Here is a 22,687-nt window from a genome sequence, read left to right as displayed (position 1 = left end):
TTCACCTCCTACCAAAAGGGCGTCAGCCCCTTCGTGACATTCTTCGGCTCCATCGGCATCCAGGGCGTGGACGTCATCATGAACCTCGTCGTCCTCACCGCCGCCCTGTCCTCCCTCAACGCCGGCCTCTACTCCACCGGCCGCATCCTGCGCTCCATGTCCGTCGCCGGCTCCGCCCCCAAGTTCGCCCAGCGCATGAACAAAGCCGGCGTCCCCTACGGCGGCATCGCCATCACCGCCGGCGTCTCCCTGCTCGGCGTCCCGCTGAACTACCTCGTCCCGTCCCAAGCCTTCGAGATCGTCCTGAACATCGCCTCCGTAGGCATCATCGTCACCTGGGCCACCATCGTCCTGTGCCAGATCCAACTCAAACGCTGGGCAGACAAAGGCTGGCTCAAACGCCCCTCATTCCGGATGTTCGGCGCACCCTACACCGGCTACCTCTCCCTGCTCTTCCTCCTCGGCGTGCTCGTCATGGTCTTCATCGACTCACCACTCACACTCCTGGTCACCCTCATCGCCATCGCCCTCATGGTCGCCGGCTGGTACGCCTGCCGCAAACGCATCCACGAAATCGCCGAAGCCCGAGAAGGCTTCACCGGCATGTCCCCCGTCATCGCCAACCCGACGCCCATCAGATAAAGATCCACAGCTACAAACGCCCACCCGCCGAATAGCCAAAGAAAGCACATGACAACAGAGTCTCAATCCACCTTGACCGCAACCGACATCCGCCCCCAACTTGGGAGAAGCCAGGAACAAGAGCTCCCGCAGACTGGCTGCGAGAGCGTGCCTGCAGCGCCGCGCCCGATCCTGAAATCCGCGGGGCACGTGATCGTTGATTCGCTCGCGGCCCATGGCGTGGAACGCACCTATGTGGTTCCCGGTGAAAGCTTCCTTGACGTCCTGGACGGCTTGCACCGCTCCGATATTGAAACGATTGTGTGCCGGCACGAGGGCGGGGCGGCGTACATGGCGGAGGCCGACGGAAAATTGAACCAGCGACCCGGGGTGGCGATGGTCACACGTGGACCCGGCGCAGCCAACGCGCACGTGGGGCTGCACACGGCCTGGCAGGACTCGACGCCGATGCTGCTGTTCGTGGGCCTCATCCCGTTCGCGCACCGGGACCGCGAGGCGTTCCAGGAGTTCGACATCAAAGCCTGGTTCGATACCGGTGCCAAACGCGTCATGGTCCTTGACCACGCGGAGCGGGCATCCGAAATCGTGGCTGAAGCCATGTTTGCCGCCATGAGCGGCAGGCCGGGGCCGGTGGTGGTGGGCCTGCCGGAGGACATCCTCCGGGACCTGATTGATCCGACGCTGCACCCGGCCATCCCGGTGGCGCACGGCGGCATGAGCAGCAACGACGTCGAGGCACTCAAGGCTGCGCTGGCCTCGTCCAAGAAGCCGCTTTTCGTGACGGGCGGCAACGACTGGACCCAGTCCGCAGCTGACCAGCTGACCGCCTGGCTGGAGCGGCACCGGATTCCCGCCGCCGCTGAATGGCGCACCCAGGGAACAGTCTCCTTTGACTCCCCGTCCTATGTGGGCCCCATCGGGTACGGCCGCCCGCGCCCCACCTACGACCTGCTCGAGGAAACCGACCTTCTCGTCTTTGTGGGCACTGTCCCGGGAGACGTGATTACGGACGGATTCGTCTGCCGGCAGGACTGGAGCAAGAAGAACTTCCTGGTCACCATCGACCCCTCACTGCGCGGCCGTTCGGGTCCCGTCTCGCGGCAGATCCTGGCGAAGCCCGAGGCCTTCGTCCGCGACCTGGCCGGCATAGATCTGCAGGTGAAGGAGGAGTGGAAGACCTGGACAGGCCAAATGAGGGCAGAGCAGGAGTCGTTCGCTGCGCTCCCACCATCCACTCCCACTCCGGGCCCGGCCAGGATGGACACCTTAATGGCACACCTGGTCCCCACGCTGCCGGAGGATGCTCTGGTGACGTTCGGGGCGGGCGAGCACACCAACTGGGCCCACCGGTACTTCCCCACCCGCCGGTACGCCTCAATGATCAGCGCCCGGAACGGCTCCATGGGCTATTCCATCCCCTCCGCCGTCGCGGCGTCACTTGCTGAACCGCGGCGCCGCGTGGTCACAATTGCCGGCGACGGGGAGTTCCTTATGAACGGCCAGGAGCTCGCCACCGCCGCCCAGTACGGTGCCACGCCGCTGGTCATCGTCATGGACAACCAGGAGTACGGCACCATCCGCACCCATCAGGAGCGGCACTATCCCGAACGCGTGTCAGGCACCCAGCTGAAGAATCCGGACTTCGGCATGATGGCCACGGCCTTTGGCGGCTTCGGCATCACAGTTACCGAGGACAAGGACGTTCCGGCCGCCCTGGACAGGGCGTTGGCCGCCATCGAAAAGGACGGCGTCTTCGCCCTCATTCACCTCGTGGTGGAACAGCGGGTCAAGGCCTACCAGGCGACCGGCTGACAGACAACGGACGACGGCGGGACCTCCCGCCGTCGTCCCCCGGAGAACTTTTCATACCCGCCCACAGGGTACTGACGCTTTCTTGGGAAAACCTTGGGTTCTTGGGGGGCCGGCATTCTCAGGCGGGCGGACCGTCGCCGGACGTGTGGCTCACCAGGCCGACGGTGTTTCCTTCACTGTCCCTGATGAATGCCATCCATTCATCCGTACCCGCCGGGCCGAGCCGCGCATCGTCGTGGTGGAAGATCACGTGCGGCGCACCGAGCACCTCCACTCCCGCGGCCTCCAGTTCCGCCACGCGTGACCGCACGTCCGGGACGTTAAGGTAGATTACCGACGACGGCGCTCCCCGCTCCAGCAGGAGCCGAACGCCATCGAGATCGAAGAACAGCAGTCCCGGCGGCTCGAAGACCGCCGACGGAGCGGTGCCCAGCAAGGCGGAGTAGAACTCCGCCGCCCGGTCAAGGTCCTCCGCATGCTGCGCGATCTGGATGAGCAACACCTGGACTCCTTCAAGCCGTGCACATTGGTTCTGGCTGACATCGTTACGGCATATTCCCGTCGGGGCAAGCCCTGCCAAAAACGGATAGGCTCGGAAGCATGCCTTCCACGACAGACCGTTTCGGAACACGGGCGGTTCCGGCCCCGGCGGCCGCTGCAGCTGCGGCCGATCTCATCCTCATCCTGACCTTCGCCGCCATCGGCCGCGACGCCCATGCGCGGGGTGAATCAGTAGCGGGAATCCTGGCCACGGCCTGGCCATTCCTGGCCGGCGCAGCCGTCGCCTGGCTGCTGCTGCGGGTCTGGCGGCGGCCCCTGGCGCTGTGGCCGGCCGGGGTGGCTGTCTGGCTCGGCACGGTGGCCATCGGAATGGCGCTGCGCGCGCTCACAGGACAAACCGTGGTCCTGCCGTTTGTGATCGTGGCCCTGCTGAGCCTGGCGGTGTTCCTCCTCGGCTACCGCCTCATTGTGGCCATAGTCCTCCGCCTGCGCGCACGCCGCCGCGCCTGACTCCTGCGGGGCGGCCATGTAATAGGCTGGCAGCACAGCTCAACAGATCCGGAAGGGTTCACAGTGATCACCGCATTCGTCCTGATCAAGACAGACGCCTCGCGCATCCCCGAGACGGCCGAGGAAATTTCCGCCATGGAGGGCATCAGCGAGGTTTACTCCGTGACCGGGGAATGGGACCTGATCGCCGTGGCACGCGTGGCTCAGCACGAAGACCTCGCGGACGTCATCGCCGACAAGCTGTCCAAGGTGCCCGCCGTCATGCACACCACCACCCATATCGCCTTCCGGGCCTACTCACAGCACGACCTCGATGCCGCCTTCGCGCTGGGGTTCGAGGAATAGCCGTCCCCTAATCGTTTACTAACGACGGAGGGGCCAGGCACGTGCACGTGCCTGGCCCCTCCGTCGTTGATGCATTGGGACTGTTCCGAGCTCTAGGCCCGCGAGAGGCTGACCCACTTCTCAAGCACAGCAGCGGCCGCGCCGGAGCCGATGGATTCCGCGGCGCGGTCAAGGGCAAGCTTCATGCGGTCAGTGAGCGGACCGTCAGCCTGAAGGTCGTACGCCACCAGGCCGGCCGCCGCGTTCAACAGGACCGCGTCCCGGACCGGCCCGGTTTCCCCGGCCAGGACATTGCGGACGACGGCGGCATTCGCCTGTGCGTCACCACCGCGGAGCTGATCGACAGTCGCCTGACGGATCCCCAGGTCTCGGGGCGAGAAAGTCTGCTCTGTCACTTCGCCGCCGCGGATCTCCCACACGGTTGACGGCCCGGTGGTGGTCAGTTCGTCCAGGCCGTCGCTGCCCCGGAATACCAGGCCCCGGCTGCCGCGACGCGCCAGGACGCCGGCCACGAGCGGCGCCATGCGGGCGTTCGCCACGCCTACTGCGGAGGCCTGCACCCGGGCGGGGTTGGTGAGGGGGCCGAGGAAGTTGAAGGCTGTGGGGATCGCGAGTTCGCGCCGGGGCACCGCGGTGTGGCGGAAGGAAGGGTGGAAAACCTGGGCGAAGCAGAAGGTGATGCCCGCTTCCTCCGCGTTCCGGGCAACGTCGGCTATGGGGAGGTCGAGCCGCACCCCCAGCGCTTCCAGGACGTCCGCTGACCCCGACGACGACGACGCCGCACGGTTTCCGTGCTTAACCACCTTTGCGCCCGCTCCGGCACAGACCAGAGCGGCCATGGTGGAGATGTTGACCGTGTTGAGTTGGTCACCACCGGTGCCCACGATGTCCAGCTTTTCGCCGCTGATGGAGATCGGATTGGCATGGGACACCATAGCGTCGACGAGACCGGCGATCTCCTCCACCGTCTCGCCCTTGGCGCGCAGCGCCACCAGAAAACCGGCGATCTGGACGGGTGTGGCGGCCCCCGACATGATGGTGTCCATGGCCCACGCCGTACTGTCCGCGCTCAGGTGTTCGCCGTTCAACAGTGCCGAGATGAGGCGCGGCCAGGTGTTGCCTGCCGCCGGTACCGATACCTGTGAAGTCACCTCCTGATGCTATCGAGGTGCCCGTCGCAAAGACCAATATGAACGTCTCCGGGAACTTTTCCGCGCGATTTCGCGTCTTTGTAGAAAAAGTCTCCGCAAAAGGCGGTTTGCGTTGGGCAAGCCGGAGTTTTATAGACATAATGTCTATGTGACATCTGCGACCCATGCCCCCAGTACCCCCGCGCACCCCACGCTGAACCGCCCGAATATGGTCTCCGTCGGGACCGTAGTCTGGCTCTCCAGCGAGTTGATGTTCTTCGCCGGTCTCTTCGCCATGTACTTCACACTCCGGTCCACCTCCGGCCAGATGTGGGCGGAAGAGACGGCCAAGCTCAACTTCCCCTTTGCGCTCGTTAACACCATCGTCCTCGTGGCAAGTTCCTTCACTTGCCAGATGGGCGTATTCGCCGCCGAAAGGCTCCAGCCGCGACGCAGCGGCGGACCCCTTCAGTTCACCCGTTGGGGCATGAACGAATGGTTCACTCTGACCTTCCTCATGGGCGCCTTCTTCGTTGCCGGCCAGACCACGGAATACGCCATGCTGGTCTCGGAGCACGTGTCGCTGTCCTCCAATGCCTATGGATCTGCCTTCTACATGACCACCGGCTTCCACGGCCTGCACGTCATCGGCGGTCTGGTCGCCTTCCTCCTCATCATGGGCCGCTCCTTCGCCGCGAAGAAGTTCGGTCACTTCGAGGCGACCTCGGCGATTGTCACCTCCTACTACTGGCACTTCGTGGACGTCGTGTGGATTGGCCTCTTCCTGGTCATCTACGTACTCCAGTAACCCAGACTTTTCTCCCTCTTACCCAAGAGGACGAATTCTAAGAAGCGGCTCACGGAGCCGACGCACGATCGAATAAAGGAACCACCACGTGAAGGCACTCTCGCAGAAGCGACGTCACCCACTGGCAGCAATAGCCCTGCTGTTGATGGGCCTCCTCCTCACTGGTGGGCTGTACGCCGTTGCCACCACCGTCAACGAGGCCAAAGCCAGCACTGCAGAGTTCACCGCCAGCGATACACAGGAAGGCGAGAAGCTCTTCGAAGCCAACTGCGCCACCTGCCATGGCATGGGTGCCAGCGGAACGCAGGACGGTCCCTCACTGGTTGGCGTCGGCGCCGCCGCTGTTGACTTCCAGGTCGGCACCGGCCGCATGCCCATGCAGATGAACGGCCCCCAGGCCTACAAGAAGCCTGCCCAATTCAACGACACCCAGACCCACCAGCTGGCCGCGTACGTCGCGTCGCTGGGTGCGGGTCCGGCCATCCCCGCCGAGGAATTGCTGGATGAGAAGGGCAACGCCGCCGAAGGTGGCGAGCTGTTCCGCGTGAATTGCGCCATGTGCCACAACGCTGCAGCAGCCGGCGGTGCACTCACCCGCGGTAAGTTCGCCCCGGCCCTGGCCGACGTCACCGGCAAGCACATCTACGAAGCAATGGCCACCGGACCGCAGAACATGCCGGTGTTCAACGACTCGAACATCTCCCCCGAAGGCAAGCGCGACATCATCACCTTCCTGAAGCAGATTGAAGCCAATGGTTCCCCGGGCGGCGCAGACCTGGGCGCACTTGGTCCTGTTTCTGAGGGCCTGTTCGTGTGGATCGCCGGCCTGGGCGTCATCATCGCTTTCACCATCTGGCTGACGTCCCGGACGTCCTAGCCAAACCAGGCACAACAAGAACGTCCTGCTGATTGCACAGCAGGTTTGGAACTGAACATAACTCGGCGAAGGCCGAGACGAGAGAAGGATGAGGCGAATCATGGGCAACCATAGTGACGGCAGTCCGAACCACTCGGGCACCGTAGCTACGGCTGGTCAGCATGAGGTGGAGAAATTCCAGGATCCTGGACTTCCCCCGCACCGCTTGCGCCTGGCTGACACGGACCCGAAGGCCGCCAAGCGGGCAGAACGGCAGGTTGCCGCTCTCTTCGCAACCTCAGTTGTTGGCACCGTGATCTTCCTGGTGGCGTACTTCGCCATCGACCTGGGAGACGACTCAAGCATTGCCACCATCCGGCTGCAGAATGCGCTGCTCGGCGTTGGCACAGCGTTCGCCATGCTTGGCATCGGCACCGGCATCGTGCACTGGGCCAAGGCCCTGATGCCGGACCACGAAGTCTCCGAGGAACGCCACGCGATCCGCACCGAGGACGACCGCCAGGCTGCGGTCCGCATCGTTGACGACATCGTTGAGGAAACGGGCATCAAGCGCCGTCCCCTCATCCGGAACACCCTGCTGGGCGCCGTGGCATTGGCACCCCTGCCGGCCCTCGCCGTCTTCGGCGACCTGGGACCGCGCCCGGACGACAAGCTGGCGCACACCATGTGGGCCCCGACGGATGGCAAGCTCAAGCGCCTCACCCGCGACCCCGATGGAACCCCCATCAAGGCCTCGGACGTCACCATCGGTTCCGCCTTCCACGTCATCCCGGAAGGCCTCAATGAACTGCACGAAGGCAAGCTCAACGAGAAGGCCAAGGCCGTCGTTCTGCTGATGCGTCTCGACCCGGCCTCGCTTAACCCGTCCGCGGGACGCGAAAACTGGGGCTACAACGGCATCGTCGCCTACTCCAAGATCTGCACCCATGTCGGTTGCCCTGTTGCCCTCTACGAGCAGCAGACGCACCACCTGCTGTGCCCGTGCCACCAGTCAACCTTCGACCTGACCCAGGAATGCAAGGTTATCTTTGGCCCCGCCAGCCGCCCGCTCCCCCAGCTGCCCATCGCAGTTGACGATGAGGGCTACCTGGTCGCCACCAGCGACTTCAACGAACCTGTAGGACCAAGTTACTGGGAGCGTGATGAGCATGAGCGCAGCATCAACAGCTGAAGCCCCCGCCTACGTAGCCAACACCAAAGTCGGACGCTTTACTGACTTCGTCGACGAGCGCGTCGGCGGATCCGGAATCCTCCGCGAATTCGGCCGCAAGGTATTCCCGGACCACTGGTCCTTCATGTTTGGCGAGGTGGCGCTGTACTCCTTCGTCATCCTGCTCCTGTCGGGAACGTTCCTGACGTTCTTCTTCGATCCGTCGATGGCCGAGACGCACTACGCCGGCTCCTACACGCCGCTGAAGAACGTCGAAATGTCCGTCGCCTACAGCTCCTCGCTGGATATCTCCTTCGATGTCCGCGGCGGCCTGTTCATGCGTCAGGTCCACCACTGGGCAGCGCTGCTGTTCGTGGCCTCCGTGGCCGTGCACATGCTCCGGGTGTTCTTCACCGGTGCGTTCCGCAAGCCCCGCGAAATGAACTGGGTGGTGGGCGGTGTCCTGCTGATCCTGGCCATGGCTGCCGGCTTCACCGGTTACTCGCTCCCCGATGACCTGCTGTCCGGTAACGGCCTGCGCATCATCGACGGCGTCATCAAGTCGATCCCCGTGATCGGCACCTACATCTCCTTCTTCCTGTTCGGTGGAGAGTTCCCCGGCACGGTCATCATCAGCCGCCTCTTCACGCTGCACATCCTGCTCGTGCCGGCACTGATCCTGCTCATGATCGTCGTGCACCTCTTCATGGTGGTTGTCCACAAGCACACGCAGTACCCCGGCCCGGGACGCAACGACCGCAACGTCGTCGGCTACCCCCTCGGACCGGTCTATGCTGCAAAGGCCGGCGGATTCTTCTTCATCGTCTTCGGTGTCATTGCGCTCATGGCCGGGTTCTTCACCATCAACCCGATCTGGAACTACGGCCCGTACGATCCCTCCCCCGTGTCCGCAGGCACCCAGCCTGACTGGTACATCGGCTTCGTCGACGGTGCCCTGCGCCTGATGCCCGGTGTGGTCAGCGACTTCCACTTCGAATACATCATCTTTGGCCACGTCCTCACGCTGAATGTCCTGCTTCCGGCACTTGTTCCGGCTGGCATCATTTTTACCGTGCTGTTCACCTACCCGTGGATCGAGCGCTGGATCACCAAGGACAACCGGGAGCACCACGTGCTCGACCGTCCCCGGAACGCTCCCACGCGTACCGCGATCGGTGTAGCCGGCTTCACCTGGTACAGCGTCATGTGGGCCGCCGCCGGTTCGGACCTCATCGCCACGCACTTCCACGTGGCACTGAACGACGTCACGTACTGGCTGCGTGCACTGTTCTTCATCGGACCGGTCATCGCGTTCGTGGTCACCAAGCGTGTGGCCCTGGCCCTGCAGCGCAAGGACCGCGAAATCGCCCTCCACGGCCGCGAGACCGGACGCATCGTCCGCCTCCGGCACGGTGAGTTCATTGAGGTGCATGCTCCGCTCGACGAGTACAAGCGCTACAGGCTTGTTGGCTTCGAGTCGCCCGCACCACTGCCGGCTCAGCCGAACGAGCACGGTGTGGTGACCCGGAAGGAAAACCGCCGCGCCAAGCTGTCCCGCTGGTTCTTCGAGGACAGGGTTGCCCCGGCAACGCCCGCCGAGCTGGAAGCCGGCCACGGGCACCACGAAGCTGTTGAAGCCGGCGAGGGACAGAGGACCCTCAGCCACTAGGCAACAGCGCTTCACCCAGGCACCACACAGAAAAGGCCCGGTCCACCAGGACCGGGCCTTTTCTGTGTGGGCATTCTGATTGCCAAACGGGATGCTGTGTCTTTGAAGCAATCGCCGGCCAGCCAGGCTACTGCTGCCGGTAACCCGACGCGTAGTTGCGGGTGGGCCGGACGCCGGGCCGCTGCAGCGGCACCCACAGTTTGTACCGGTCTGCCCGGTAGTAGGACACCGAGTAGTCCACCATCGACCTGGCGACGAAGGCATGCCGCTGGATCTTCAGCAGCGGCGCGCCGATTTCAACGTTGAGCAGCCGAGCGGTGGAGGGCGAGGCAGCCGTGGCCTCAATCATGTCCTCGCCCCATTCCATGACCAGGCCGAACTGTTCGCTGAGGACGTTGTACAGCGATGTCGGCGGCTCGCCGTCGAGCAGCCCCGGAACCCGGTGTGCCGGGATGAAGTTCTCATCCACGCTCATTGGCTCGTTATCGGCCAGCAGGAGGCGGCGGAAGCGCACCAGGGGCGTTCCTTCCTCCAGCTGAAGTTCGCGGGCGAGGAACGCGCTGGCGGCGATCTGCTCAAAGCTCAGCACCTTGGCAGCCGGGACCATGCCGCGGCGCTGCATCTCCTCGCTGTAGGAGGTCAGCTTGACCTGGAGGTCCAGCTTCGGTTTCCGGACGAAGGTGCCCAGGCCGACCACCCGCTCGATGACTTCCTCCCCCACCAGGGCGTCGATGGCCTGGCGGACGGTCATCCTGGCCAGACTGAAACGTTCGGCCAGGTCACGCTCGGAGGGCAGCGCCGAGCCTGGCGGACAGGACGTTGCGATGTAGGTCCTGAGGATCTCACGGAGCTGGACGTAAATCGGCGTCCCGCTGGTCCTGTCGATTTCACCGGCAATGCCGGCCACGTTAGCCGCCACGGCGGAGGGTCCTGCAATACATGCTCACAGTTCAAGGGTAAGCCAATCCGGCAGAGGTCTAGACCAGGGCCGGCCCTGGGAAGATTGACGGCGCAGGGGCCGATATTCTTAGAGGCGAACTGATACGAAGACGACGGAGGCTTCCCCAATGTGCCATCCCGTCCAAGACGAAGGAGTCCAATTGCCCGTTCGTAAGGCAATCGTTTCTGCTGCCATCGGCCTGCACGCCAGGCCGGCAGCGGTGTTCGTCCGCGCGGTTGCGGAGACAGGGTTACCGGTCACCATCCGCAAAGACGGCATTGACGCGGTCGACGCCCGTTCCCTGCTCGAGGTCATGACGGCCGACTTCAACTACGGCTGCGAAGTCGAACTTGCAGTCAAGGAATCAGCCCTGCCGGCGGGCAAGAGCCTGGGTGAAGCGGAGGCGGCGCTGTCGGGTCTGGTCGAGCTGCTGGCGTCGCAGAAGGCCAGCTAGGGCGGGATTAGATACAAGAAGAACGACGGCGGGCCCCACCAAAAAGGTGGGGCCCGCCGTCGTTCTATGAAACAGAAACGCTAGTGTGCGTGGTCTCCGCGGCTGTATTCGTAGACCCAGCCCACGAGTGCCACCAGCGCCATACCGCCGGCGATGAACACGATCCAGAAGCCGACGGCCAGGCCGAGGAATCCTGCGGCGCAGGACAGGCCCAGGACCAGCGGCCACCAGCTCCAGGGGCTGAAGTGGCCCTGCTCGCCGGCGCCTTCGTGGATTTCGGCGTCCGCACGGTCCTCGGGACGCATGCCCACGCGCTTGCCGGTGAAGCCCAGGTAGGCACCGATCATGCCCGCCAGCCCGCCCACCAGGAGGATGCCCAGGATGCCGACCCACTCAGACCAGTTGGTGAGGAAGCCGTAGATGATGGAAACCGGAACGAAGAAGAAAACTCCTGCTCCAAAAATCCATGACTCGATTCTCATTGCGCGGTGTCCTTCTGATCGGCGTTGCCCAGCACGCTTGCTGCAGGTGCCGGCGACTCAACGGTGTGTGACTGGGAGAGCTCAGGGTGGTGCAGGTCCAGGGCCGGACGCTCCGAGCGGATGCGCGGCAGGGACGTGAAGTTGTGCCGCGGCGGCGGGCAGGACGTCGCCCACTCCAGCGAGGCACCAAAGCCCCAGGGATCGTCAACCTGAACCTTCTCGGCGCTGCGTGCGGTGATGTACACGTTCCAGAAGAACGGGATCAAAGACGCACCCAGGACAAACGAGGCAATGGTGGAGAACTGGTTCATCCAGGTGAAGTTGTCCTCCACCAGGTAGTCGGCGTAGCGGCGGGGCATGCCCTCGACGCCGAGCCAGTGCTGGATCAGGAAGGTGCCGTGGAAGCCCAGGAACAGGAGCCAGAAGTGGATCTTGCCGAGGCGTTCGTTGAGCATCTTGCCCGTCCACTTCGGCCACCAGAAGTAGAAGCCGGCGAACATCGCGAACACCACGGTGCCGAAGACCACGTAGTGGAAGTGCGCCACCACGAAGTAGGAGTCGGAGACGTGGAAGTCCAGCGGCGGGGAGGCCAGGATGATGCCGGTCAGGCCGCCGAAGAGGAACGTGATGAGGAAGCCGATGCTCCACAGCATGGGGGTCTCAAAGGTGATGGAACCGCGCCACATGGTGCCGATCCAGTTGAAGAACTTCACGCCGGTGGGGACTGCGATGAGCATGGTCATGAAGGAGAAGAACGGCAGCAGCACGGAGCCGGTGACGTACATGTGGTGCGCCCACACGGTTACTGACAGGGCAGCGATCGCGATGGTCGCATAGACCAGGCCCTTGTAGCCGAAGATCGGTTTGCGGCTGAAGACCGGGAAGATCTCGGACACGATGCCGAAGAACGGCAGGGCGATGATGTACACCTCGGGGTGGCCGAAGAACCAGAACAGGTGCTGCCACAGGACGGCGCCGCCGTTCTCCGGGTCGAAGATGTGGGCACCGAAGCGGCGGTCCGCGCCGAGGGCGAAGAGTGCTGCGGCCAGCGGCGGGAACGCCATCAGGACCAGGATGGCCGTGACGAGGGTGTTCCAGGTGAAGATCGGCATGCGCCACATGGTCATGCCGGGGGCACGCATGCAGATGATGGTGGTGATGAAGTTGACCGCGCCGAGGATGGTGCCGAAGCCGGACAGTGCCAGGCCGAAGACCCAGAGGTCACCGCCGACGCCGGGGCTGAAGGTGGTGTTGGAAAGCGGCGCGTAGGCGAACCAGCCGAAGGATGCAGCACCCTGGGGGGTGATGAAACCGGATACGGCAATCGTTGAGCCGAACAGGAAGAACCAGAAGGCCAGAGCGTTCAGTCGCGGGAACGCGACGTCCGGTGCACCGATCTGCAGGGGCATGATCACGTTCGCAAAGCCGGCAAAGAGCGGGGTGGCGAACATGAGCAGCATGACCGTGCCGTGCATGGTGAACAGCTGGTTGTACTGTTCCTTGGTCTGCAGGATCTGCATGCCGGGTTCGAAGAGCTCGGCGCGGATGAGCAGGGCCATCACGCCGCCGAAGCAGAAGAACACGAAGGACGCGATCAGGTACATGTACCCGATGGTCTTGTGGTCCGTGGAGGTGATCCAGTTGACGACGATGCGCCCCTTGGATTTGGGAACTACGGGAGCCTCAAGGATCCCGGGGGTCTGGGTGTAAGTAGCCACTTCGCTTCCCTTACTTCGTAACGTTCAGGTTCGGGTTGCGGTCATACTCTTCGCCGAGCAGGCCCGTGTTGCCGTCCTGGCGCAGCTGGTTCATGTGAGCCTGGAATTCGGACTCGGAAACAACCTTGACGCGGAACAGCATTTCGGAGTGGTACTCACCGCAGAGCTCGGCGCACTTGCCGTCGTAGGTGCCCTCTTTGGTGGGGGTGAACCGGATGTAGTTGGTCTTGCCCGGGATCATGTCCCTCTTCTGCAGGAATGCAGGAACCCAGAAGGAGTGGATGACGTCGCGCGAGTTCAGTTCCAGGTCAACGGACTTGTTGACGGGCAGGTACAGCGTGGGGAGCTTGTCCTTGTTGATCGCTTCACCCGTCAGGTGCGCCTGAACGCCGGCCTCGTGGAGGTCCTCGGTGACGACGTCGCCCTTTTTGTAGTTAAAGTCCCAGGCCCACTGCTTGCCGCGGACGTCCACTACGACGTCGGCGGGCTGCGAGCGGTCATCGATCGCCTGCTGGTCACGGTCGGTGAAGTAGAAGAACACCAGGACCATGAAGAGCGGGATCGTCAGGTAGAAGACCTCAAGGGGCAGGTTGAAGCTGGTCTGCCGCGGGAAACCCACGGTGCCCTTGCGGCGGCGGTAGGCCACGAGGCACCAGACGATCAGGCCCCACGTGATGATGCCCACCACGAGGGCGGCAATCCATGAGTTGACCCAGAGGTCCATGATGCGGTCAGTGTGATTGGTGGTGCCACGCTCGGTGGGCAGCCACCCCTTCTCTACCTCTGGCGAACATCCAGTCAAAACCAACGCGCCGGCAGTTGCCAAGCCAGTGATCGTAGTGATCGTTTTGCGTCGGCTGCCGGTTCGGTTCTGCGAACTCACAGACGGCCCTTCCTACTTGTTGCTGTTGCCAGGTCGGCAAAAAGCTTCCCGGGCACACTAAAAGTTTTACTACTCGGTGTAGAGCTTACCGCTCCCCGCAGGTTTTCGCCCACATGTCCCCACCGTGTGGCGGCGCCGGTTTTCACCGGCGCCGCCAAGAGGTTCAGGAAGGGCCACTGACCCTTTAGTGGAACGAATCACCGCAGGCGCATGAGCCGCCCGCATTCGGGTTGTCGATGGTGAAGCCCTGCTTGGAGATAGTGTCTTCAAAGTCGATGCTGGCACCGCTGAGATACGGAACGCTCATCTTGTCGACGACGACCTCGACGCCGTCGTAGTCGCGTACCGCGTCACCTTCGAGGAGGCGCTCGTCAAAGTACAGCTGGTAAATGAGGCCGGAGCAGCCGCCCGGCTGCACGGCCACGCGGAGGCGAAGATCGGTGCGGCCTTCCTGCTCCAGGAGGCTGCGGACCTTGCCTGCTGCAACGTCCGTCAGCTGAACCTCGTGGCTCGCCAGTTCGTCACTGGCAGTGCCGGTGGATTCGGTGCTGTTTTCATTGGTCGTAGTGCTCATTGGCCTACCTTACTAACGACGGTTGTGGCTGCCCCGCTTGCACGGTGCCTGCCCCTACGGAAACGGTACGGGCTATAGCTACATGCTACGTCGATCCGGCGCGGAGCTCTAACTTCAGGCGTAACCCTCACAGGCCCTGCGTTGTTCCCGCCAGCCGCTTAACGGAGGCCTTCCGCGTTCAGCCGCGCCAGCAGCAGGGCCTCGGCGACCACCGCGTTGCGGAAGTCCTCCAGGTGCAATGACTCGTTGGCTGAATGGGCGCGCGAATCCGGATCCTCAACGCCCGTCACCAGAATCTGGACCTCGGGGTACAGCTCGGTCAGGTCACTGATGAACGGAATCGAACCGCCGATCCCCATTTCCACGGCCGGAACGCCCCAGGCTTCGCCCAGCGCCCACATAGCGAGGCCGGCCGCTGACGAACCTGTGTCCGTCTGGAAGGCGTTGCCGCTCTCCCCCGGCGTGAAGATCACCCTGGCGCCGAACGGTGCGTGGGTTTCAACGTGCCGGCGCACGGCTTCCATGGCTTCCGCCGGGTCCTGGCCAGGCGCCAGCCGCAGGCTGAACTTGGCCCGGGCCCGGGGCAGCAGGGTGTTGGAGGCAACGCTGACGGCCGGCGCGTCGAAGCCGATGATCGACAGGGCCGGCTTGGTCCACAGCCGAGACGCGATGGTTCCCGTGCCGGCCAGCTGGACGCCGTCGAGCACTGAAGCGTCCGCCCGGTACTCCTCTTCGGTCAGATCCACGCCGGTTTCATCCCGGCTCACCAGACCTTCAACGGCCACGCTTCCCTGGTCATCGTGCAGCGTCGCGATCAGGCGCGAGAGCAGCGTGGGGGCATCCAGCACGGCACCGCCGAACATTCCCGAATGCACGGCATGGTCAAGGACTTGCACCTCGATGGTTCCGTCGACCAGCCCGCGCAGGCTCGTGGTGAGCGCGGGCACGCCCACCTTCCAGTTGCTGGAGTCGGCCACCACGATGACATCGGCGCGGAGCAGTTCGCGGTGGGCTTCCAGGAACGTCCGGAAGGTCGGCGAGCCGGCCTCTTCCTCCCCTTCGAAGAACAGTGTCACGCCAAGCCCGAATTCATCGCCGAGCACCTTGGTGACGGCGCCGTAGGCGGCGACGTGGGCCATGATGCCGGCCTTGTCGTCGGCCGCGCCGCGCCCGTAGAGGCGCCCGTTGCGTTCGACGGCGGTAAACGGTTCGGACTCCCACAGCGCCGGATCGCCGGGCGGCTGGACGTCGTGGTGGGCGTAGAGAAGAATGGTCGGCTTCCCTGGCGCGGCCTCTCGGCGTGCCACGACGGCGGGCCCGCCAGGGGTGCCGTCTTCCTTGTCGCACCGCAGGATCCGGACGTCCCCGATGCCCGCGGCGCGTACCAGGCTGGCGACGGCCTCAGCGCTGGCGTCCAGAGGGGCGGGGTCAAAGCTGGGCCAGGCGATGCCGGGTATGGCCACCAGGTCCTTCAGCTGTGCGACGGTGCTGTCGAAGTCCGCCTCAACGGCGGTCCGCAGGGCACCGGTGTCGATGCCGGCCACTGTCCCTCCGTAAGGCTCGGCGTCGTACTCTTGCGGGGTCGCCGCGGAGAATGTAGTCATGGCCGAAACACTACCTGTGTCACACGCCACAACATACCTCGCCGCCAGCAGGCGCCGGACTCCCCGCCGCGGCGTTCCACGGGCAGCCGCTCAGGACCGGGGGCACAGTCCGCCAAGGTATTCTGTTGTGGTGTTCGGACGTAAAAAGGAAGCGCCAGCGGCGCAGGATGTAGTTGACCAGCAGGCTGCCGAGGCAGCCGCACTAGCGGGCAAAGGCGCGCCCACGCCCAAGCGCAAAGCGCAGGAAGCGGCCCGCAAGCGCCCCCTCGTCCCGGAGGACCGGAAGGCCTCCAAGGAAGCGGAGCGTGCTGCCGCCCAGGAGCAGCGCCTGAAGATGCGCCAGGCACTGGATACCGGCGACGAACGGTTCCTGCCGATCCGCGACAAGGGCCCGCAGAAGCGGTATGCCCGTGATTACGTGGATGCACGCTTCAATCTGGGCGAGTACCTGATGTTCGGTGCCCTGGTGTTCGTCATCGTCTCCCTCGTCGTGCCGTCCAACAGCGACATGATGATTTACGTGCTGGGCGGCTTCTGGGTGATGTTCCTGGCAGTATTCGTGGACGCGTTCATCCTGTCCCGCAAACTCCGCAAGCGCCTCGCCGAAAAGTTCGGCGAAGTTGAGCGCGGCACCGTCTGGTACGGCACCATGCGTTCGCTGCAGTTCCGGAAGCTTCGCCTGCCCAAGCCCCTGGTACGCCGCGGGCAGTACCCGTCCTGATTCACCGTTTTCCTCCTGCGGCAGAGGCCGCCGAAGGGCGGTCCCGGACCTAAAACACAGCAGCCCGGCGGTTAAACCGCCGGGCTGCTGTGTTTAAGCCTCAAATCAGCACTTAAGGCACAGGTCAGCGGTTCCTGGCCAGTTCCTTGTTGATCCGGGCGGCCCAGAACGGCCCCTCGTACAGGAAAGCGGTGTAGCCCTGGACCAGCGTCGCGCCGGCGTCCAGGCGGTCCTGGACGTCCGTGGCGGTCTCCACGCCGCCCACGGAAATCAGCGTCAGCCGGTCCCGCGTGACCGACTTCAGCCGGCGCAGCACCTCCAGTGAACGGCTTTTCAGCGGAGCACCCGACAGGCCGCCGGCACCGCAGGCCTCCACTTTGTCCGCCGTGGAGCTGAGCCCGTCGCGGCCGATAGTGGTGTTCGTGGCGATGATGCCGTCGAGCCCCAAATCCATCGCCAGCCGGGCGACGTCGTCGATGTCCTCATCGGTGAGGTCCGGGGCGATCTTGACCAGCAGCGGGACATGCCGGCCTGCGGACTTGTCCGCTTCCTCCCCCACCGCCTTCAGCAGCGGCCGGAGCGTCTCCACGTTCTGCAGGAGCCGGAGCCCCGGCGTGTTTGGCGAGCTGACGTTCACCACCAGATAATCCGCCGCCGGGGCGAGGCCGCGGGCACTGATGAGGTAGTCCTCCACGGCGTCCGCGAGCTCCACGACCTTGGTCTTGCCGATGTTGACGCCGATCACGGGCCGCACTTTCGCATGCCGCCGCTGCAGCGCAGCCCGGGCGGACTTCAGCCGCGGAGCCACCGCTGAGGCGCCGTCGTTGTTGAATCCCATCCGGTTGATGACGGCCCGGTCCTCAATGAGCCGGAACAGCCGCGGCTTTTCGTTGCCGGGCTGCGCCTGGCCGGTGATGGTACCCACCTCAACGTGGCCGAATCCGAGCTCCATCAGGGCCTCGATTCCGTGGCCCTCCTTGTCAAAGCCGGCGGCCAGCCCGAACGGGGACGGGAAGGTCAGGCCGAGCGCATTCGTCTGCAGGGACGCCGGCGGTGCCGTGAACCTTTCCAGCAGCCGTCCTGCTCCAACAGTATGGACCAGCCGGATTCCCTTGAAGCCGATCTTGTGGGCGCGTTCGGCGTCCATCCATGAAAAGGCCAGCCTGAAAAAAGTGGGGTATACGCGCATGACTCTAGTTTTCCGTCTTCGGCGGTGCAGACCAAACCGGGCTGACCCAATACCGCCCGGGCCGGGACCGGAAAGCCTACGCTGGTGCCATGGAGTGGCAGAGTGACATCCTGGGGCCGGGCTTCGAGTCCTGCACCTTTGAAGCCGCGGGCGGGGACGGCGTCCGCCGCCGGGCGACGCTGGTCCGTTTCACTCCACCGGACGCTTCGGACATCCGTATCGCCGGGTCCCGCCGGGCAGTGCTCTTCCTGCATGGCTGGAGCGACTACTTCTTCAACATCGAGCTGGCGCGGTTCTGGGACGCACAGGGCTTCGAATTCTTTGCCCTGGACATGCACAACCACGGCCGCAGCCTTCAGCCGGGCACTCATGGCGGCTACGTCGCAGATCTGGGAAACTACGACGCCGAGATCGGCACCGCGGCCGGGATGATCGCCGAGTCCGGCGGTGCAGGACCCGTGCAGCTCGCGCTCATGGGGCATTCCACCGGCGGCCTCGTGGCAGCCCTGTGGGCCAGCCGCAACCCCGGAGCCGTTTCCCAGCTGGTCCTAAACAGTCCCTGGCTCGAAATGCACGGCAGCGCCCTGGTCCGGCGGGCGGCCTGGACCATGGTGGAGCCGATCGCCCGCCTGCGGCCGGAGGCGGTGCTCAGGCTGCCGGAGCGCGGCTTCTACTGGCGGAGCATCAGCAGTTCCGCCGAAGGCGAATGGACGCTGGACGCTGCCTACCGGCCGCCCCTGGCCTTTCCGGTCCGCGCGGCCTGGCTCAGTGCCATCCTGGCCGGGCAGGCCAGGGTGGCACGCGGCCTGGGCATTGGGGTTCCCGTTCTGGTCCTGCTGTCGGCGGCAAGCGAGAACGGGATGGTGTGGAACGAGGCAATGCGCCGCACGGACGCGGTGCTGGACGTCAACACTATTGCCGCCCGCGCCATGTCGCTGGGCAGGAGCGTCACCGTGGAGCGCATCGACGGCGCCCTTCACGACGTATTCCTGTCCCGCGCCGACGTTCGGGCCGACGCCTACGGGCGCCTGGCCAAATGGATCAGGGGTTACGCCTCCTGATTCGGGTTCAGGGTTTCCAGTACCTAGAGGGCCTGGGCGGCGTCCACTGCCCCGCCGTACCGGCGGTCCCGCTGGGCATAGATCTCTACTGCGTCCCAGAGGGTCCGGCGGTCGACGTCGGGCCACAGGGTATCCAGAAAAACGAACTCCGCGTAGGCCGACTGCCACAGCATGAAGTTGGACAGCCGCTGTTCACCGGAACTGCGGAGGAAGAGGTCGACGTCGGGAAGGTCCGGCTCGTCGAGGTACTTTTGGATCGTCTTCTCGGTGATGGCCCCGGGCTTGAGCCTGCCGTCGGCCACGTCCCGGGCAATGGCGGACACCGCGTCCGCGATTTCGGCCCGGCCGCCGTAGTTCACGCACATGGTCAGCGTGCAGGTGCTGTTTCCGGCGGTGTATGCTTCCGCCTCCTCCAGTTCGCGGATCACCGAGCCCCAGAGGCGGGGACGCCGCCCGGACCAGCGGATCCGCACACCCCACTCGTCCAGCTGGTTGCGCTGCCTGCGCAGCACCTCCTTGTTGAACCCCATCAGGAAGCGGACTTCCTCGGGAGACCGGCGCCAGTTCTCCGTGGAGAAGGCGTACACGCTGACGAACTCGATGCCGAGTTCAATTGCACCGGCGACGACGTCCAGCAGTGCGGGCTCCCCCGCCTTGTGGCCCTCGATGCGCGGCAGTCCGCGCTGGTTGGCCCACCTGCCGTTGCCGTCCATCACGATGGCCACGTGCCGGGGCACGAACTCGGCGGGAATCGACGGCGGAACCGCCCCCGAGTGGTGCGGGTACGGGGCCACCACCGGAGCGGTGCGGCGGCGGGCAGGACTGGTCTTCTTTCCCAAGGACACTGTTAGGTACGCTCCACATGTTTGAGGGATTTCAGGACACGCTCGAGGTGCCACTGCAAATAGCTTGCCACCAGGCCCGCGGATTCCCTGCGGTGGACCGGCAGGGAGGCGTCCGCCGTCGGCCAGTTCCCGGTGAGCAGCGCACCCAGCAGGGTGACTGTTTCGGGCGCCGGGGCCGGCGACCCGGGCGGGCGGCAGTCGCCGCAGACCATGCCGCCCAGCGGAGCGGAGAAGGCGGTGTGCGGTCCGGGCGCGCCGCAGCGCGCGCAGTCCGTGAAGCTGGGCGCCCAGCCGCCGGTTGACAGGGCCCGCAGCAGGTAGGAATCCAGGATCAGCTCCGATGCGTGGTCCCCGCGGCTCAACGAGGCCAGGGCACCGACCAGCAGGTTGTACTGGGCCGTCCCGGCTTCACCGTCGACGTCGGTCAGCTTTTCTGCGGTTTCGGTCATGGCCGCAGCCACCGTGTAACGCCCATAGTCGGCGGCGATGTTGCCCCCGTACGCACCTTTCGCGACGGCCTGCGTCACGATGTCGAGTGTCTTGCCGGACACGAGCTGCAGGTCCGCCACCATGAAGGGCTCCAGGCGGGCGCCGAAGCGGCTGGTGGTCCGCCGGATCCCCCTCGCCACCGCCCTGACCTGGCCGTGGTGCTTGGTCAGCAGGGTGATGATGCGGTCCGCCTCGCCCAGCTTGTGGGTACGCAGCACCACGGCGTCGTCGCGGTAGCTGCGCGCTGCGAATGATTGGACCACGCTTAATCTTCCCATTGACTCAATGAAACAGCTGAGTCGCCGAACCAGCTGCGCCGCCGGTGTGAACTGGCGGCGCAGCTGTCAGGAAACTCAGGCCTGGGCGTCCCGGATGGCCCGGTTCACGGCAGATATAACTGCCTTCAGCGCTGAGGTGCTGGTGTTGGCATCGATGCCGACGCCCCACAGGACACGCTCCCCCACGGCGCATTCGACGTAGGCCGCGGCGAGGGCGCTGCCGCCTTCAGACAGGGCGTGCTCGCTGTAGTCCAGGACCCGCACGTCAACGCCGTCCTGGCCGAGAATGTCCAGCAGCGCGGCGATGGGGCCGTTGCCGGTTCCCGTGCGGTTGACGTGGGTGCCGTCCACGCCCAGCGAGGCGCGCAGGGTCATGGCGCCGTCCTCATCGGTTTCGGTTTTCACCGAGCCCAGGGAGTACCGGCCCCACTGGCTTTCGGCCTTGGCGGAGGGCAGGTACTCGTCCTGGAACAGCTGCCACAGCTGGGCACCGCTGACCTCGCCGCCCACGGTGTCCGTGCGCTTCTGGATGACGCCGGAGAATTCGATCTGCGCCCGCCGCGGCAGGTCCAGGCTGTGCTCGCTCTTCAGCAGGTAGGCCACGCCGCCCTTGCCGGACTGGGAGTTGACGCGGATCACGGCCTCGTAGCTGCGGCCCAGGTCCTTCGGGTCCACCGGCAGGTAGGGCACCTGCCAGGTGACGTCGCTGACGTCCTTGCCCGCGGCCGCCGCATCCTTCTCCAGGGCTTCGAGGCCCTTCTTGATGGCGTCCTGGTGGGACCCGGAGAACGCGGTGAAGACGAGGTCGCCGCCGTAGGGTGCACGCTCCGCCACGGGCAGCTGGTTGCAGTACTCCACGGTGCGCCGGACGTCGTCGATGTCGGAGAAGTCGATCATCGGGTCAACGCCCTGCACGAACATGTTCAGGCCGAGGGTCACCAGGTCCACGTTGCCGGTCCGCTCGCCGTTGCCGAACAGGCAGCCCTCGATGCGGTCGGCACCGGCCTGGTAGCCCAGCTCGGCCGCGGCCACACCGGTGCCGCGGTCATTGTGCGGGTGCAGGGAGAGAATGATGCCCTCGCGCGGGTGCAGGTGGCGGCTCATCCACTCAATGGAGTCCGCGTAGACGTTCGGGGTGGCCATCTCGACCGTGGCGGGCAGGTTGATGATCACCTGGCGGTCGGCGGACGCCTCAAAGACGTCGGCGACGGCGTTGCAGACGCGGACCGCGTACTCCAGCTCGGTGCCCGTGAAGGACTCCGGCGAGTACTCGTAGGTGATGTGGGTGTCGCCCAGCGTTTCTTCGTACTTCTTGCAGAGGCGGGCGCCCTGCAGGGCGATGTCCAGGATGCCGTCCTCGTCCTGGTTGAACACCACGCGGCGCTGCAGGACGGATGTGGAGTTGTACAGGTGCACGATGGCCTGCTTGGCGCCCACCAGAGACTCGTAGGTCCGCTCGATCAGGTGTTCGCGGGCCTGGGTCAGCACCTGGATGGTGACGTCATCGGGGATGTGGTTGCCCTCGATCAGCTGGCGGACGAAGTCGAAGTCGGTCTGGGATGCTGAGGGGAAGCCGACCTCGATCTCCTTGTAGCCCATCCGGACCAGCAGGTCGAACATCTTCATCTTGCGGGCCGGGCTCATGGGGTCGATCAGTGCCTGGTTGCCGTCCCGCAGATCAACTGCGCACCAGCGCGGGGCCGTGGTGATGATCTTGTCCGGCCAGGTGCGGTCCGGCAGATCGACCTTGATCTGGTCCTGGAAGGGGACGTAGCGGTGGACCGGCATTCCCGAGGGCTTCTGTGCGTTTCGCATTAATCTGGCCTTTTCTGTGATTCCTGAGTGAAAGGGTGGCCGGGCAACACGGACTCCGCGACGAGGGTGGGCCTTGCGCTAGATCGCGTCTGAGGCCTCGCCGCGGCAGCTAAGAAGAAGGAGCTCTGCACGCACCATTTCACAGTAACACGGGTGCGTAAGATGAAGGAGCAACACCTCCAGCAACGTC

General features: G+C 64.9%; 22 protein-coding genes and 1 pseudogene. 11 read left to right on the top strand and 12 right to left on the bottom strand.

Annotated elements, in window-relative coordinates; translation table 11 throughout:
• A pseudogene (locus tag CXZ05_RS21820) lies at positions 1-642 on the top strand (amino acid permease); the annotation flags it as partial.
• A 147-nt stretch (positions 643-789) separates the two neighbouring features.
• Positions 790-2,454, top strand: coding sequence for a thiamine pyrophosphate-dependent enzyme (locus CXZ05_RS21815; RefSeq protein WP_374754685.1), 1,665 nt, complete (start codon positions 790-792; stop codon positions 2,452-2,454).
• Positions 2,455-2,572: 118 nt separating this feature from the next.
• Here CXZ05_RS21815 and CXZ05_RS21810 read toward each other — a convergent pair whose 3' ends face one another.
• Positions 2,573-2,956, bottom strand: coding sequence for a VOC family protein (locus CXZ05_RS21810; RefSeq protein WP_102974550.1), 384 nt, complete (start codon positions 2,954-2,956; stop codon positions 2,573-2,575).
• A gap of 98 nt (positions 2,957-3,054) precedes the next feature.
• On the opposite strand from CXZ05_RS21810, the gene CXZ05_RS21805 reads away from it, so the two are divergent.
• Complete coding sequence (locus CXZ05_RS21805) at positions 3,055-3,465, top strand: DUF3054 domain-containing protein (RefSeq protein ID WP_102974549.1); 411 nt, start codon at positions 3,055-3,057, stop codon at positions 3,463-3,465.
• A 63-nt stretch (positions 3,466-3,528) separates the two neighbouring features.
• The gene (locus CXZ05_RS21800; protein WP_102974548.1) at positions 3,529-3,810 is read left to right on the top strand and encodes an Lrp/AsnC family transcriptional regulator; all 282 of its coding nucleotides are present in this window, start codon (positions 3,529-3,531) and stop codon (positions 3,808-3,810) included.
• Positions 3,811-3,902: 92 nt separating this feature from the next.
• Here CXZ05_RS21800 and trpD read toward each other — a convergent pair whose 3' ends face one another.
• Positions 3,903-4,961 carry an anthranilate phosphoribosyltransferase gene (gene trpD / locus CXZ05_RS21795; RefSeq protein WP_102974547.1) on the bottom strand — a complete coding sequence of 353 codons (1,059 nt, stop codon included), beginning with the start codon at positions 4,959-4,961 and terminating at the stop codon, positions 3,903-3,905.
• A gap of 112 nt (positions 4,962-5,073) precedes the next feature.
• On the opposite strand from trpD, the gene CXZ05_RS21790 reads away from it, so the two are divergent.
• The 4 genes from CXZ05_RS21790 (at position 5,074) to CXZ05_RS21775 (ending at position 9,444) form a co-directional block, all read left to right on the top strand.
• Entirely contained in the window at positions 5,074-5,748 is a 675-nt protein-coding gene (locus CXZ05_RS21790) for a heme-copper oxidase subunit III (RefSeq protein WP_223256984.1), read from the top strand.
• 88 nt (positions 5,749-5,836) lie between these two features.
• The gene (locus CXZ05_RS21785) at positions 5,837-6,625 is read left to right on the top strand and encodes a c-type cytochrome (protein ID WP_102974545.1); all 789 of its coding nucleotides are present in this window, start codon (positions 5,837-5,839) and stop codon (positions 6,623-6,625) included.
• A 100-nt stretch (positions 6,626-6,725) separates the two neighbouring features.
• Positions 6,726-7,796 carry a ubiquinol-cytochrome c reductase iron-sulfur subunit gene (locus CXZ05_RS21780; RefSeq protein ID WP_102974544.1) on the top strand — a complete coding sequence of 357 codons (1,071 nt, stop codon included), beginning with the start codon at positions 6,726-6,728 and terminating at the stop codon, positions 7,794-7,796.
• On the top strand, positions 7,774-9,444 hold the full coding sequence (locus tag CXZ05_RS21775; protein WP_102974543.1) for a ubiquinol-cytochrome c reductase cytochrome b subunit: 1,671 nt from the start codon (positions 7,774-7,776) through the stop codon (positions 9,442-9,444). Before CXZ05_RS21780 ends, CXZ05_RS21775 begins: the two co-directional genes overlap by 23 nt.
• A gap of 127 nt (positions 9,445-9,571) precedes the next feature.
• Here CXZ05_RS21775 and CXZ05_RS21770 read toward each other — a convergent pair whose 3' ends face one another.
• Entirely contained in the window at positions 9,572-10,363 is a 792-nt protein-coding gene (locus tag CXZ05_RS21770; RefSeq protein ID WP_102974542.1) for a GntR family transcriptional regulator, read from the bottom strand.
• A gap of 181 nt (positions 10,364-10,544) precedes the next feature.
• Here CXZ05_RS21770 and CXZ05_RS21765 point away from each other — a divergent pair, with 181 nt between their 5' ends.
• Positions 10,545-10,838 carry an HPr family phosphocarrier protein gene (locus CXZ05_RS21765; RefSeq protein ID WP_102974541.1) on the top strand — a complete coding sequence of 98 codons (294 nt, stop codon included), beginning with the start codon at positions 10,545-10,547 and terminating at the stop codon, positions 10,836-10,838.
• A gap of 80 nt (positions 10,839-10,918) precedes the next feature.
• On the opposite strand, the gene CXZ05_RS21760 is transcribed toward CXZ05_RS21765, so the two are convergent.
• The 5 genes from CXZ05_RS21760 to CXZ05_RS21740 form a co-directional block, all read right to left on the bottom strand.
• On the bottom strand, positions 10,919-11,320 hold the full coding sequence (locus CXZ05_RS21760; protein WP_102974540.1) for a cytochrome c oxidase subunit 4: 402 nt from the start codon (positions 11,318-11,320) through the stop codon (positions 10,919-10,921).
• Positions 11,317-13,038 carry a cytochrome c oxidase subunit I gene (gene ctaD, locus CXZ05_RS21755; RefSeq protein WP_102974539.1) on the bottom strand — a complete coding sequence of 574 codons (1,722 nt, stop codon included), beginning with the start codon at positions 13,036-13,038 and terminating at the stop codon, positions 11,317-11,319. The genes CXZ05_RS21760 and ctaD overlap by 4 nt, the downstream gene beginning before the upstream one ends.
• 10 nt (positions 13,039-13,048) lie before the next feature.
• Positions 13,049-13,921: a cytochrome c oxidase subunit II gene (coxB, locus tag CXZ05_RS21750; protein WP_102974538.1), complete on the bottom strand. Its 873-nt coding sequence runs from the start codon at positions 13,919-13,921 to the stop codon at positions 13,049-13,051.
• Between the two features lie 184 nt (positions 13,922-14,105).
• Positions 14,106-14,495, bottom strand: coding sequence for an iron-sulfur cluster assembly accessory protein (locus tag CXZ05_RS21745; protein WP_102974537.1), 390 nt, complete (start codon positions 14,493-14,495; stop codon positions 14,106-14,108).
• A 158-nt stretch (positions 14,496-14,653) separates the two neighbouring features.
• Positions 14,654-16,099, bottom strand: coding sequence for a dipeptidase (locus CXZ05_RS21740; protein ID WP_102974536.1), 1,446 nt, complete (start codon positions 16,097-16,099; stop codon positions 14,654-14,656).
• Positions 16,100-16,229: 130 nt separating this feature from the next.
• Here CXZ05_RS21740 and CXZ05_RS21735 point away from each other — a divergent pair, with 130 nt between their 5' ends.
• Positions 16,230-16,820: a DUF3043 domain-containing protein gene (locus tag CXZ05_RS21735; protein WP_102974553.1), complete on the top strand. Its 591-nt coding sequence runs from the start codon at positions 16,230-16,232 to the stop codon at positions 16,818-16,820.
• A 124-nt stretch (positions 16,821-16,944) separates the two neighbouring features.
• Here the strand turns inward: CXZ05_RS21735 and CXZ05_RS21730 are convergent, their stop codons facing one another.
• Complete coding sequence (locus CXZ05_RS21730; RefSeq protein WP_102974535.1) at positions 16,945-18,009, bottom strand: quinone-dependent dihydroorotate dehydrogenase; 1,065 nt, start codon at positions 18,007-18,009, stop codon at positions 16,945-16,947.
• An 89-nt stretch (positions 18,010-18,098) separates the two neighbouring features.
• Between CXZ05_RS21730 and CXZ05_RS21725 the strand changes: the two genes are divergently transcribed.
• Positions 18,099-19,070: an alpha/beta hydrolase gene (locus CXZ05_RS21725; RefSeq protein ID WP_102974534.1), complete on the top strand. Its 972-nt coding sequence runs from the start codon at positions 18,099-18,101 to the stop codon at positions 19,068-19,070.
• A gap of 23 nt (positions 19,071-19,093) precedes the next feature.
• On the opposite strand, the gene CXZ05_RS21720 is transcribed toward CXZ05_RS21725, so the two are convergent.
• From CXZ05_RS21720 to leuA, 3 genes are all read right to left on the bottom strand, one after another.
• Positions 19,094-19,915, bottom strand: coding sequence for an isoprenyl transferase (locus CXZ05_RS21720; RefSeq protein ID WP_102974533.1), 822 nt, complete (start codon positions 19,913-19,915; stop codon positions 19,094-19,096).
• A 2-nt stretch (positions 19,916-19,917) separates the two neighbouring features.
• Positions 19,918-20,682, bottom strand: coding sequence for a DNA repair protein RecO (gene recO, locus CXZ05_RS21715; protein ID WP_102974532.1), 765 nt, complete (start codon positions 20,680-20,682; stop codon positions 19,918-19,920).
• 75 nt (positions 20,683-20,757) lie between these two features.
• Positions 20,758-22,497, bottom strand: a complete 1,740-nt coding sequence (leuA, locus tag CXZ05_RS21710; protein ID WP_102974531.1) for a 2-isopropylmalate synthase — start codon at positions 22,495-22,497, stop codon at positions 20,758-20,760.
• Positions 22,498-22,687: the final 190 nt, after the last annotated feature.

Origin of the sequence: Arthrobacter sp. AFG20, assembly GCF_002892795.1 — a bacterium.
GTDB lineage: Bacteria > Actinomycetota > Actinomycetes > Actinomycetales > Micrococcaceae > Arthrobacter.
Note: the sequence above shows the minus strand (reverse complement) of the source record. Positions and strands in the feature narration are given on the sequence as shown.

Coding starts and splice junctions, on each gene's coding strand:
- CXZ05_RS21805 (WP_102974549.1), top strand. CDS start 3,055: ATGCCTTCCACGACAGACCGTTTCGGAACACGGGCGGTTCCGGCCCCG.
- CXZ05_RS21780 (WP_102974544.1), top strand. CDS start 6,726: ATGGGCAACCATAGTGACGGCAGTCCGAACCACTCGGGCACCGTAGCT.
- CXZ05_RS21775 (WP_102974543.1), top strand. CDS start 7,774: ATGAGCGCAGCATCAACAGCTGAAGCCCCCGCCTACGTAGCCAACACC.
- CXZ05_RS21760 (WP_102974540.1), bottom strand. CDS start 11,320: ATGAGAATCGAGTCATGGATTTTTGGAGCAGGAGTTTTCTTCTTCGTT.
- CXZ05_RS21745 (WP_102974537.1), bottom strand. CDS start 14,495: ATGAGCACTACGACCAATGAAAACAGCACCGAATCCACCGGCACTGCC.
- CXZ05_RS21740 (WP_102974536.1), bottom strand. CDS start 16,099: ATGACTACATTCTCCGCGGCGACCCCGCAAGAGTACGACGCCGAGCCT.
- CXZ05_RS21730 (WP_102974535.1), bottom strand. CDS start 18,009: ATGCGCGTATACCCCACTTTTTTCAGGCTGGCCTTTTCATGGATGGAC.
- CXZ05_RS21725 (WP_102974534.1), top strand. CDS start 18,099: ATGGAGTGGCAGAGTGACATCCTGGGGCCGGGCTTCGAGTCCTGCACC.
- recO (WP_102974532.1), bottom strand. CDS start 20,682: ATGGGAAGATTAAGCGTGGTCCAATCATTCGCAGCGCGCAGCTACCGC.
- leuA (WP_102974531.1), bottom strand. CDS start 22,497: ATGCGAAACGCACAGAAGCCCTCGGGAATGCCGGTCCACCGCTACGTC.